At 36.0% G+C, this 12,983-nt stretch carries 12 protein-coding genes; 1 reads left to right on the top strand and 11 read right to left on the bottom strand.

The genetic code is table 11. The features are described from left to right. Window positions 1-5: 5 nt before the first annotated feature. From modC to modA, 3 genes are read right to left on the bottom strand one after another with little or no spacing between them, the layout of a single operon-like run. The gene (gene modC, locus CRN91_RS02020; protein ID WP_114114789.1) at window positions 6-1,067 is read right to left on the bottom strand and encodes a molybdenum ABC transporter ATP-binding protein; all 1,062 of its coding nucleotides are present in this window, start codon (window positions 1,065-1,067) and stop codon (window positions 6-8) included. After that, window positions 1,067-1,753 carry a molybdate ABC transporter permease subunit gene (gene modB, locus CRN91_RS02015; protein WP_114114788.1) on the bottom strand — a complete coding sequence of 229 codons (687 nt, stop codon included), beginning with the start codon at window positions 1,751-1,753 and terminating at the stop codon, window positions 1,067-1,069. The genes modC and modB overlap by 1 nt, the downstream gene beginning before the upstream one ends. Continuing rightward, window positions 1,753-2,532, bottom strand: a complete 780-nt coding sequence (gene modA, locus CRN91_RS02010; RefSeq protein WP_114114787.1) for a molybdate ABC transporter substrate-binding protein — start codon at window positions 2,530-2,532, stop codon at window positions 1,753-1,755. Before modA ends, modB begins: the two co-directional genes overlap by 1 nt. Before the next feature lie 185 nt (window positions 2,533-2,717). Between modA and CRN91_RS02005 the strand changes: the two genes are divergently transcribed. Then, a complete protein-coding gene (locus tag CRN91_RS02005; protein ID WP_114114786.1) occupies window positions 2,718-3,254 on the top strand; it encodes a tetratricopeptide repeat protein in 537 nt (178 codons plus the stop codon). Window positions 3,255-3,267: 13 nt separating this feature from the next. On the opposite strand, the gene CRN91_RS02000 is transcribed toward CRN91_RS02005, so the two are convergent. The 8 genes from CRN91_RS02000 to CRN91_RS01965 all read right to left on the bottom strand — a co-directional run bounded on the left by CRN91_RS02000 (window position 3,268) and on the right by CRN91_RS01965 (window position 12,688). Next, window positions 3,268-4,299: a Gfo/Idh/MocA family protein gene (locus CRN91_RS02000; RefSeq protein ID WP_114114785.1), complete on the bottom strand. Its 1,032-nt coding sequence runs from the start codon at window positions 4,297-4,299 to the stop codon at window positions 3,268-3,270. 8 nt (window positions 4,300-4,307) lie between these two features. Next, window positions 4,308-5,153, bottom strand: a complete 846-nt coding sequence (locus tag CRN91_RS01995) for a sugar phosphate isomerase/epimerase family protein (RefSeq protein WP_114114784.1) — start codon at window positions 5,151-5,153, stop codon at window positions 4,308-4,310. A 12-nt stretch (window positions 5,154-5,165) separates the two neighbouring features. Then, the gene (locus tag CRN91_RS01990) at window positions 5,166-6,320 is read right to left on the bottom strand and encodes a Gfo/Idh/MocA family protein (RefSeq protein ID WP_114114783.1); all 1,155 of its coding nucleotides are present in this window, start codon (window positions 6,318-6,320) and stop codon (window positions 5,166-5,168) included. A gap of 10 nt (window positions 6,321-6,330) precedes the next feature. Beyond that, entirely contained in the window at window positions 6,331-7,425 is a 1,095-nt protein-coding gene (locus CRN91_RS01985; RefSeq protein WP_114116048.1) for an ABC transporter ATP-binding protein, read from the bottom strand. A gap of 169 nt (window positions 7,426-7,594) precedes the next feature. Continuing rightward, complete coding sequence (locus CRN91_RS01980) at window positions 7,595-8,800, bottom strand: ABC transporter substrate-binding protein (RefSeq protein WP_114114782.1); 1,206 nt, start codon at window positions 8,798-8,800, stop codon at window positions 7,595-7,597. Window positions 8,801-8,878: 78 nt separating this feature from the next. After that, on the bottom strand, window positions 8,879-9,763 hold the full coding sequence (locus tag CRN91_RS01975) for a carbohydrate ABC transporter permease (RefSeq protein ID WP_114114781.1): 885 nt from the start codon (window positions 9,761-9,763) through the stop codon (window positions 8,879-8,881). Beyond that, window positions 9,760-10,683, bottom strand: coding sequence for a carbohydrate ABC transporter permease (locus CRN91_RS01970; protein ID WP_114114780.1), 924 nt, complete (start codon window positions 10,681-10,683; stop codon window positions 9,760-9,762). The genes CRN91_RS01975 and CRN91_RS01970 overlap by 4 nt, the downstream gene beginning before the upstream one ends. 10 nt (window positions 10,684-10,693) lie before the next feature. Continuing rightward, the gene (locus tag CRN91_RS01965; RefSeq protein WP_114114779.1) at window positions 10,694-12,688 is read right to left on the bottom strand and encodes a beta-N-acetylhexosaminidase; all 1,995 of its coding nucleotides are present in this window, start codon (window positions 12,686-12,688) and stop codon (window positions 10,694-10,696) included. Window positions 12,689-12,983 lie beyond the last annotated feature (295 nt).

Here is a 12,983-nt window from a genome sequence, read left to right as displayed (position 1 = left end):
AAATCTTAAGACAATAAAGCTACACTCTTTATTTGAGCATAAACTTTTGAACCAATTTTAATATTAAGCATTTCAGCTGACTTAAGAGTAATACAAGATAGAATAATACTGTCTTTTATTTTGAGTCTAATCATAACCTGAGATTTACCTTCAGGCACAACATCATCAACTACTGCCTTAAATATATTTAATATACTAGTATTACTTTGCCTTTCTTTTGTAAGACTTACATCACGAGCTGAAATCCTTAGTCGAATTGTTTGACCAATTTCAGAGCGGTTATCTGCAACTACAAATATCTCCCCTGAGAAATCAAGATGCATTAACTCGTAATTCTCATCTCGACCAACAATGTTAGCCTCAATGATTGAAGTAGCCCCTACTCCATGTGAAATTGGTAAATCAAATCTTGTTAATATATCTTCAATTTTGCCTGATCCAATAACCTTACCATTATCAATAAGAATAAGATAATCAGCTAATCTGGATACCTCATCAGGAGAGTGTGTTACATATATTAGTGGGATATCCAACTCATCATGAAGTGCATCAAGGTAAGGCAAGATTTCTTCTTTACGTTTTAAATCAAGTGAGGAAAGAGGTTCATCCATTAGTAGAATATTAGGTTTAATTAGAAGGGCTCTTGCAATTGAAACCCGTTGCTTCTCGCCACCTGAAAGTTCTTCAATAGCTCTATTAAATAAAGGTTTGATATCTAATAAATTTAATATTGAGTCTCTAAAAACATCATCAACAGCTGATGAACGTTTAATCCCATAATCAAGATTACCCCTTACATCAAGATGATTAAAAAGACCCTGCTCCTGAAAAACATAACCAACTGATCGTTGATGAGGAGGAACAAAGTCTACTCCATCTTGCCAGACTTCATCACCAATTTTAAGAAATCCACTTACAGTCTTCTCTAACCCAGCTATGGTCCTTAGAAGCGTTGTCTTTCCCGAACCTGATGCTCCAAAAATGACAGTAATGCCTTTATCTGGAATACTAAAATTAGTATCCAGCATAAAGTTACCTAATCTAATATTCAGATTACATTCAATCACTAATCACTATTCCTCATAATTGAAAAACGGCGATTAAAAATATAAACCATCATCAACATTAGAAAAGAAAGTATCAATAAACCACCTGCTAACCAATGTGCTTGACCATACTCCATAGCCTCTACATGATCATATATTGCTATAGAAATTACCCCTGTTTCTCCTGGAATATTTCCACCAATCATTAAAACAACGCCAAACTCTCCAACTGTATGAGCAAATCCTAAAACACCTGCAGTTATGAAACCAGAGCGAGCTAGTGGAACTGCAACAGTAAAAAAACGATCTATAGGGGATGCGCCTAAAGTGGCTGCAATCTCCAAAGGCCTTCTACCAATAGAACTAAAAGAATTTTGAAGTGGTTGAACTACAAAAGGCATCGAGTAAATTACTGATCCAATAACAAGGCCACTAAAAGTAAAAGCCAAGGAAGAGCCCCCGATAGATTCTAAAAACTTCCCAACAGGTCCATTTGAACCGAGAGTAATTAAAAGATAAAAACCTAAAACTGTTGGAGGCAAAACCAATGGTAGAGCTATTATTGCCTCAAATACTGCTTTAAATTTAAACTTAGTTTTTGACAGCCACCAGGCAATTGGCGTACCTATCAGTAAGAGAATTAGGGTACTTATAGTTGCCAATTTAATGGTAACTAAAATAGCATTTAGATCAACTTCATTTAACATTATGGTAAAGCATAACCTGATTTTAAAATAATACTTAAAGATTCATCACTTTGAATAAATGATAAAAAATCTTTACCAGCATTGCTCGCTTTTAGTAAGACTGCTTGCTGATTGATTGGAGTATAAATAGACTCCGGGATCTCCCAAAATGAACCATCAATAATATTATCAGATCCTATAATCTGCGAATAGGCAACAAAGCCTAGTTGGGCGTTACCACTTCTAACAAACTGAAAAGTCTGACCAATATTTTCACCTCTTACTATCTTTTTTTGCATTTTTTTCCAAAGCTTTAGCGATTTCAAAGTTTCTTCTGCAGATTTTCCATAAGGTGCAATTTTTGGATTAGCAATAGCCAAAAATTTAAAATCATCTTGCTTAAGAATCTCACCACTTGAATCGACAAAGTCATTCCTTGGACTCCAAAGTACTAACTTGCCTTTTGCATATGTAAATCTTGAATCAGGCTCTACCTTTCCTTGTTTTTCTAGCAATCTTGGTTTCTCTTCATCAGCAGAAAAAAATATATCAAAAGGGGCGCCATTTATAATCTGTGCAAAATGTTTACCTGATGACCCAGAAATAAGTATGACTTTATGAGAATTGTTTGAATTAGTTTTTTTTAACTCATAAAGATCTATAATTTTTTTCATTGTTGGATAAAAGTTACTAGCTACTGCAACTCGAAGTTCCTCTGCAAAAACTTGAGTCGATCCAAATCCAGAAAAACCAAATAAGATAATTAATAGAGTAAGAATTTTGTTTTTTATTTCTAACATGGCATATAAAAAATAAAAAAATAAAAAAAATTTACATTAAATTTATTAAATCTATTCTATAGTGAATCAAGCTAATAATTAATAAATCAAGGTCTTTTCAAACCTGCATATTTAACACCAAGTATGTTAATATATCGCATAAATATAACTCTAATATTGTTATACAAAATAATTAAAGGAAAAATATGTCAAAAAATAAAATTCTTGTTGCTTTTCTTCTATCAATATCATTATTTACTTCTGCCTTTGCTGATTACATAGATGGGCAGAGAGCATATGCTAGTGGTGACTATGAAAATGCTGTTCTTGAATGGACTTTAGTGGCTGGAGATGGAAATGCCAGAGCACAATATAACCTTGGATGGATGCATGCAAATGGTAAAGGAACAGCCCAAGATTTTAAGATGGCAATTGAGTGGTATAAAAAATCTGCTGAACAGGACAATGTTAATGCTCAATATAACCTAGCCAATCTTTATCTCAGGGGGCAAGGTGCTGCACAAAATGATAAGCTTGCTTTCAGTTGGTTTATGAAAGCTGCAGAGCAGGGTGATGCCCCGTCTCAGTATAACCTTGGAAGGATGTACTTACTTGGCAAAGGGGATGCTAAAAATACCTTAGAGGCTAGGTTTTGGATTAAACAGGCTCTAGAGAATTCTGATGAATATATTGGTGCGCTTGCACAACAAGTTTGGGATGAGTACAAACTGGGAACTTACTAGCCTAAGTATTGAGTTAGTTTTTTACAGGTTCAATTGAGCATTTCTCAATACTTTTTCTCTCAGCCTCAATAATAGCAATTGTTTTTGCAGCTTGCTGCAACAAGCCAAAGTTTGTCTTATTTCCAGCTAAAATCTCAGTGATAAAGGTACGAATTTCAAACTCATATCCCATCCCTTCTTTTAAATTTATAACTTCAGGATCAGACCCTGCAACAAATAGTTTTAATGTTTCACCTTCATCTAAAAGATAGCTAAGAGTTCCGTTTTCGAAATTAGCAGTATATGACATATTAAATCCGTAACCCTCCTGCATTGTCCACGAACCCTCAGAACTCACCAGGGGTGAATTATTATTAAAAATATAATTTGTAACAACATGATCAAAATCACCACTGGGGCCCTTATAACCTTGGCTAAAGACCGCATCTGGTGATCCTAAACAATAATTAATGAAATCAGTATCATGAACATGAAGATCTAAAAGTGCGCCTCCACACTGATTACCATCAGAATAAAAAGCACCGCCAGGAAAACTTGTCTGTCTCTTAAAATTAAGAGACAAACATTTTCCATAAGTATTATTTTCGATTGCTTCTTTAAGAAAAACCCATGCTGGCCAATACCTTAAACACATAGCTGACATGACATGGCATGAAGATTGCTGTTTAGCCAATTGAATGATTTTTTTTGCATCATCATAAGTTCTAGCTAATGGTTTTTCAACGAGAACATGTTTATTCTTTGCAAGTGCTGCCTCAACAAAAATAAAATGAAGATCTGTTCCAACACATATATCAACTGCATCAATATCTGGGTTATTGATAAGATCCATACCATCAAGATATTTTTTTACATTAAGACCAACAACTCCCCCTTCAGCCTGACCGCTAATATTCCCCTCAGCTTTGCTTGATCCATCCAGTCTACTCTGGATTGAATCGGCAATAGCAATTACTTCAACATCATTTAATTTGGAATAAATATCTAGGTGTGTTGACCCCATACTTCCTAAGCCAATTAAGCCAATTTTTACTTTTTTTGTCATATTAATAACTATTTAAAATCAAATAATTGATCCATTGCTGCAGATGTACGAGACAAAATAGTTTCATCCCAAGGAAGCATTTCTGCAATTATTGTATTTTGATAATTAATTACTTTAAGTGCATCTATTGTCTCTTTCCAAGGAACATCACCAGCTCCGAGATCACAAAAACTAAAACTACCAGTCCAGTCAAAATTTTCTTGGAAGTCCTTTACTTGAACTCTTTTTATTCTAGAATTAAGCAACTCAATCCAATGGGGAGGATACTGCTGATAACCAATAAGATTACCTATATCTAAATAAATACCTAATTTATCTGAAGTAAAAGAGTCTACAAAATCCCTAAGCTCAATGGGTGAATAAAAGAAACCATTCCACACATTCTCCATACATAAATCAACATCTAGATCTTCAGCAATTGGCAGCAGATGATTGAGCGCATCTCTTAGGCGATCAAGAGCTCTATCATAACGAACGATATCACTAGAAATTGGGCTTTTAACGACTCCAGGTACAATTAATAATGCCTTACATCCAAGATTGCCAGCAACTTTCAGTGCATCCTCATGAAGCTTTATTGAGTTTTTTCGAATAGCCTCATCATTACTGGTTGGACTAATACCCCAACTTATTCCTGTACCCATACTATCTACAAAAACACCTGAGTCATCAATAGTTTGTCGTATCTTTAAACATTCAGCTTTTGAGGTATTGGTGGTTAAGATACCCTCTGTGGATATACCAAGCTCAAGTGCATCGAAACCAAATTTTTTTGTTTGCGCTAATGCAGATTCTATTGACTCAGTATTTGCTAGTCCATTTTCAAAAGAAAGATAACTTATGCCTTTAATCAAAACCCTACTCCTTTAATACAATGAATCTAATTCTTTCCAAGTTTCAGTCATATCAACAACTTGTCCCGATACCATACTTTCATCAATTGCCAAAGCAACAAGACCCGCAGTAATAGCTTCTTTAGGTCCAACAGGAAGGGACTTTAAATCACCCTTCAGAAAACTTGCAATATCTTCACACATTAATTTATCTGCACCATAATGGGCTGGGTAATTTACCTCACCAGGGGCTATAGAAACTGTAAAGTCATGATCCTCTAGGCACTCTCCCGTTCGCGCATCTGTAATCTTAAGCCCACCTCTTCCAAAATCTCCCTCAGCCATTCCTCGACTGCCAATAATACAAAAACGTCTTTGTTCATCAGGGACATTAATACTCGTATGAAACGAAAAGCTTACATTTCCAGGGTATTCTAATAATGCATTCTGATGATCAATTATGTCAGCGTCACTTCTGAATGGATCATCCGCACTCTCCCAATAGGATTTTTTAATTTGGTAAACATCATCATGCTCATCTCCAGCAGGTGCCTCTGAAGGAATAAAATTATTTCGCCCACCAAAGCTAATAACTCTCGATGGCCTATCACCAACAATACTATTATATAAATCAATATCATGGCAACATTTTTCTAACATAAAACCACCTGAATATTTTTCCAGTCGGCGCCAATCTCTCATAAAAAATGATCCATGAAATGGTGCTATATGCTCATTAGCTTCAAGTGAAGTAATATTTCCTAGGGTTCCTGCATCTAGAATTCGCCTTAGTTCTCGCATATGGACTGAGTAACGCAAAACAAGACCCACAATTAATTGGCTTTCGCCATATTTTTTTATTAGTTTTGCTAAGCTAAAACTGTCTTCTTTTGTCGTCACAATTGGCTTCTCTGAGAATACCTTTAAGCCAGCCTCAAGACCAGATTTTATATGCTCAAGATGAAGATGGTTTGGAGATGCAACCCACAGAAGATCAAGATTGCATTTTTCAATCATCTCCTCAAGGCTATTAAATCTTATTAAATTATGTGGGACATTATCAAGTAAAGATAAACCACATGGATCAGGATCAACATAGCCAACTAAATCTAACTCTGGTAAATCCTCTATAAGCATTTTTAGAACGTTTGCAGCTCTTAAACCTAAACCAACAATTCCAGTTTTCATGATTACTCTCTTATTTCTTTTTATATGTTTTCTTAAGCGCTTGCCCTGCTGAATTAAAAGCGTGACACTTGGAAGAATCAAAAACTAGGTTAACAGTTTCACCTGGTTTAATGATTGAGTCACTTGGAAGAACAGCACAGAAATTACTATTACCCAAAACAGACCCATACAAGATAACTGTTGCTCCAATATGTTCAACAACTTCAACACTCATTGGGATACCTCCTTTTGATGAAGAAACTACCAAATCCTCTGGTCTTATTCCAATATCTATTTCATCACCTGCTTTTGCACTTGAGACATCAACATCCAAGTCCAAAGTCAAGTCACCAATATTTACAGATAGTTTTTTATTTTTAATATCTGTATCAGTTGTTTTAAGGAAATTCATGTTTGGCTGACCAATAAAACCTGCAACAAACTTTGTTTTAGGATTATGATATAAATCCATTGGAGAGCCTACTTGCTCAATAACGCCATCACGCAAAACCACAATCTTATCAGCCATAGTCATAGCTTCAATCTGATCATGCGTCACATAAATCATTGTAGTCTTTAAATTTTGATGGAGCTTTGCCAGTTCAACCCTCATATCTCCTCTAAGAGCAGCATCTAGATTGGATAGAGGCTCATCAAAAAGAAATACTTTTGGATCCCTTACAATAGAGCGGCCAATTGCAACCCTTTGGCGCTGACCTCCTGATAACTGACCTGGCTTAAAATCTAAACGATCTCTTAACTGAAGAATATCAGCAGCCTTAAATACTTTTTCTTCCAGTTCCTTCTCATTAATTTTTGCGACTCTAAGCGGAAACGCTATATTTTCAAAAACTGACAGATGTGGATAGAGGGCATAAGATTGAAAAACCATTGCAATTCCTCTCTCAACTGGAGGTTCATTAGAGACATCTTTGTCATCAATAATGACACTTCCTGTGGAAGCTTCTTCTAACCCTGAAATGATTCTTAATAAAGTTGTTTTTCCACAACCTGATGGTCCTACAAAAACAACAAATTCTTTGTCCTTTATTTCTAAATTAATATCAAACAAAACTTCTGTTTCATCAAAACTTTTATAAATATTTTCAAGTTTTACTGTTGCCATTCTTTCTTCCTTAAAAAAAAGCGCATGCTTAGTGCGCATTTAAATTATCTATTTCATCTTCTAAAAGCAATCTTCAAAAGGGGGTTTTGGTAAGCCTCTTTTTGAAGTAAGCCTTAAAAAAAATTCAGGGGTAACAATTAGCTACCCCTGAAATAGTCAACTGATTGACTTAATTACCTTCTGCTAGAATTTCAGCAGCTTCTGCAACTAGATCAGCAGCAGAACCTTCACCCAAGATCATGCCTTGGATAGCACCATTGATGCCAGCTTGCAATGCTTTAAAGTCTTCAAACATTGGCTCTGGACCACCACTACCAATTGGCGCAACAAATGTCTGCCAGTAGTCAGTAGTATAGTAAACATCATCCATCATCTTCTCATACTGCATGATTGGTGTTAAACCCCAGCTCTTATCTAGGTCATACTGTGCTTCACCAGATGAAAGCATAGAAGCTAACTCCATTGCTAAAGCTTCGTTAGCAGAACCCTTAAACACTGCAATTGAGTCAGTAATTAATAATGTTCCACTTGAACCACTAGGACCAGCAGGAATAGGGACAACTATTTCAGCAATATTGTCATTATGCTGACCAGCACCCCATGGACCATTAATGTACATTCCAATAAGGCCATCGTTATACAACTGGGTCAACTGTCCACGCTCATAGCCCATTGGGCCTTCCTGTGCAACACCAGCTAACTTACCATAGAACTCAAGAGTCTCGATAGTCTCAGGACTATTAAAAGTTATCTCTCCAGTATCTGCATCATTTACAGTTCCGCCATTACTGTATAAGTAATTTAAGAATTGGTGCATAGTGTTATCAAAGTCTTTTCCAGTTATGCCAATACCTGCAGCTGAAGTATTATCATTGATAGCTTTAGCCATTGCATACATACCTGTCCATGTCTTTGGAGCAACACAAGCCATACCCGCTTCTTCAACTAAACCACAGTTAATGAATAGAGCTTTAGTAGAGAAAGCGTGAGGGAAGCCCCAAGTTTTTCCACCATCAGATACGGTATTAAGAATACCTGGCTGATACATTTCCTTCTGATCATCAGCAATATCTACTGGGATAATCAGACCACTACGAGCAAGTTGCTTAAGAGTACGTGAGCCCATATAAGCCAAACCAGCTGGGTCACCAGCTGCTGCTAGTGTCATTGATTTGTCCTGGCATGTTCCCCAAGGAACTGCTTCAGCGTTAACAGTAACGCCTGAGTATTTAGCTTCAAAAGCAGAAATTACTACTTGATCAGCTTCACGGATTTCACCGCCACACATAATCATATGTACTTCTTCAGCTTGTACTGGAGCCATTAAACCGGCGCTCATTACAGCCAAGAAGAGTGCTTTTTGTATATTTTTCATTTACTTCTCCTTTTCTATTTACATCAAATTACTAAAATTAAATTATCCTAGTAACACTTTATGTGAGACTTTTAACTCTCACTCCTTTACCGCCCCTGAAGTTAATCCTGATATGAGATGTTTCTGCATAAACAGGAAAATTAACAACACGGGCAGAACTCCAACAAGACTTGCTGCCATCATTTCATTCCAAAGTACAGTCTGGTAGCCAATAAACTCAAAAATACCAGCCGGTAGTGGCATGTAATCTCTATTTTGATTAAAGGTAATTGCAAATAAAAATTGTTGTGCATAAGCACCAATAAACATTGCAACACCTACAACAATTAAACCTGGGACCGCTAGGGGAAGGATAACACGTCTTAGAGTATAAAGGCGAGATGCGCCATCAACAAATGCTGCCTCCTCTAGCTCATAAGGAATCTTTTCTAAAAAAGATTTAAGTAGCCATATTCCAGTTGGTATAAGGAATGCCACACCAGGGATAATCATTGCCCAATAAGTATTTAATAAACCATAAGAGCGTAATAATTTATATAAAGGTATTAAAAGAACCGCTCCAGAAAACATATTTACTGCTAAAAAGAGGGTAAGACTGGTTGTTTTTCCTCGAAAGTTAAAACGTGCATAGGCATAAGCAGCCGGAACAATAAAGCACATTGATAAAAGAGTAACCGCTGATGCTATGAATACGCTATTAAATATATAGCGTGGTAATTGAGGGACGGTAACCCACATATCTCTATAAGCCTGAAAACTCATAGTATCCGACCAGAATCGACTCATAAAATCACCAAAACTCATAGTTTCTCCTAGTGCTATATCCGGACGCGTAAACAAATGAGTTATTGGTCTAAGGGATGCTATGAACATTTCAACAAATGGCAATAGCATAAACAATATGAATAATGCCAAAGAGGCATAAATTCCAATTTTATGCAGTAATGAGTATTTATCCATCATTTCTGAACACCCCCATAGTCATACCTTTTGCTTAATCTGCTTAAAACACTTAAATATATTACTGAAAATACACCTAATATTAAAACAACAAGAACGGCTCTAGTTGCTCCAGCACCAAATTTATAACTGAAAATTGCCGTCTTAAAAGTGTCAATAATTAATGTAGTAGTTGCACCACGAGGGCCACCCTCTGTCAGAATCCATATAATTTCAAATGAGTTAAAAGTCCAGATTGCAGATAATAATGCCATAGAAACAATAGTAGGCATAATTTGTGGCAAAGTAATTCTTCTAAAACGATACCACCTTGATGCGCCGTCAACATAGGCAGCCTCATATAAATCTTTTGGAACCCCTTGCATTGCCGCTAGGAAGAATAAGGTTACCATTGGTGTTCCAATCCAGACGTCTGTTACAACTGCTGAATAAAAAGCGCTCTGCTTATAGGCTAAGAAACTAAAGGGCCCATTAGTGATACCGACCATCTCAATAAAGTTTGAGAGTAAGCCAAAATGACCATTATAAAGCCATACCCAACCAAAACAACCAATAGCTATTGGTACAATCCATGGTGGCATTACCAGAGCGCGCATAATACCACGACCCTTTATATTACTTGCTAAGAGCGTAGCACCAATCAAACCTAAAATCATCTTAAAACCAACTGAAAGAAACATCCAGTAAAAGGTTCGCGTGACAATGGCAGGAAATTTCCTACCACCTATGGCTTTTTCATAATTCTCCCAGCCAATAAAATCAGCACCCCCCATAAGAGTTCCAAGATTTGAGTTAGTGAAAGAAAGGCGGAAGGTTTCGTAAAGAGGCCAAAGGACAATCCAAAACATAACCAGTGCAGCAGGCGCAATCAAAGCCCAAGCAAACATTGTTGTTGTTTGTGATTTAGTTTTTGGTTTAAGCATTTGTATAAAACTACTCACTTACCAAAGCCTCCTTATTCGTTAATGGATCGGACATGATATCAAAATTTTGACTCTGATAGCAACTCCATCCAATATGATTGAATAAATCTTTAAAACTATTAAGAATTAAAGTACTTAACTCACTGCCATTTCTTTTACTAGCCGCACTCGACCAGGCACCCTCTGCTAAACCAATAATTCTAGGACAAAGCATAGCCTCCATATCGCTGTCCTCAAGAATAGTTTCAGACCATAAATGGCCTTGAATACCCTCAATATTTGTCTCAAGTTCTGGTTCATCTTCAGGAATAATTTGCCAGTCAACGGTATCTTCAAATTCTACAATTGCAGCCCAATTAAGACCTCGATCACTATAATTGTTGCTTTGAGCCATATCAAAATAAATATGCTCTGCTGGACATAAAACAACCTTGAATCCATCTCTAGCTAATTTATAACCAGACTCAAGATTTTGCCAAGAAAATAATAGTTTTTCTGTCTTTGTATCTTTATGATTACCATCTTCGGCCTCCTGCCAAGAAGCCGTTTTTTTGTTATTCTGCTCTACTCTTTGAGAAAGCTTGTTAATAAACCAAGAAGCAATATCTTTACCATTATCGAGCTCATGCTTTAATTTCAATTCATCAATTGCAGGAGATTTTGTCCACGATTCTGGAGCAACTTCATCACCGCCCAAATGAATATAATCACCTGGAAAAGCGTCACACAAATCATCAATTAAAGACTCAATGAGAGTAAATGTTTCTGGCATTGCTGGGTTAAGTGTATTTTCTGAGTAGCCTTGGACTGAAACCTCATTACTTTTATCTTGTGAATCTCGAACAGAAGGGCAGAAGTTAATTAGAGCCATATTATGGCCTGGTAGATCGAATTCAGGCATAACATCAATATAATTTGCTGCAGCCCGTTCTGTAACTTTCTGGATATCAACTTTATCATAACTCCCTCCAGTAGGATTTGGGCCAGAGCCAAAAACAGGTGGTACAAGAAGATTATTACCTCTTTGTGCTGTTGCATTAGCAAGCTCATAGTTATTATCAAGATTGAAACGAAATGCCTCATCATCAGTTCCATGCCAATGAAACTTATTAAGTTTAAATAAGCTCATTAAGTCCAGTAATCTTAAAAGACTTTTAACGGAATAAAAATGTCTGACTGTATCAAGATGCTGACCTCTCCAACTAAAACGAGGCTTATCATTAATCAAGCCGCAAGGAATTAACTTATGATACGTTTGATGCAACTGGAGGAGTGATACAAGGCCATAGTAGAAACCACTTTCATCTCCAGCAGTTAGCTCAATAACATCACTAGTGATAGTTAAATTATAGGCAGAAGCATCTGAGAATTTTTGAAATTTCACCAGTAATGATGTAGAAGTATCATTTAAATTTTGATTTGTTTTTGATGGGAGTATATCAATATTAATTCTTTTTCCAAGATCTGAGGCAGCTTTATAACTCTTAATAATGACCTCAGATTGATCTAAAACAACATTCAAAAATCCACTTGAATTACAAACACCGGCACTAGGATTCCAAAGATAAGGTTGTGGCACCAACCTTAATGACTCAGAGGGAATAATATGATCACCCATTACTTTGAGGGTTGGTGCCACGGAGGAGATATGTTGCAATTCTATATCTGTCATACTTAGATTAATTATGTTACCGTTTTGAAGTTTTAAAAAACCCCCTTGTGGTCCCCAAGTATAATTCAGTGGTGAATGTCTATCTAATGCATAGCCATATTTAAAACTCCACTCTTCGCCTGCGTGTAAAGTTGGCTTGGAGGGATGAGAAAGCTCAGAATAACCACCGATACTTTTAGTAACAACACAATTTTGTTGGGACTTAACTGGAGAAAGTAGACTAAAACAAAAAGAAAAACTATCAATCTTACGCCCACTGTTATTTATCAATTTTGAGCAAAAAAAGCCATCAGAATCAATTTCAGTAGTCATAACAAATTCGGCTAAACTCAATTCCTTCTCCTCTTCAACTAAATATTAATTAGAACAAAAAGCCTTCGTACAGCTATCTATGCTGATCAGTTCTAACAAATAATTGGTAATGAAATGGTATTATATAACAGGTATTTAATAAAAAGTAGATAAGTTTTATGATTTTCTTAGTGAGAATATATTAAATTTCTTTGAATTCTATAAATACCTATTCAGGGATTGATTCTATTGTTATAAATAGATGAAAAATTTAGTTATTTTCAATCGCAATTGAATAGATTATAAAAATTTACTCTTTTAATTTAGAATAGATTAT

This window comes from Candidatus Thioglobus sp. NP1 (assembly GCF_003326015.1).
Taxonomy (GTDB): domain Bacteria; phylum Pseudomonadota; class Gammaproteobacteria; order PS1; family Pseudothioglobaceae; genus Pseudothioglobus; species Pseudothioglobus singularis_A.
The sequence above is the reverse complement of the archived record's forward strand: the minus strand, read 5'-3'. Positions and strand labels throughout refer to the sequence as shown.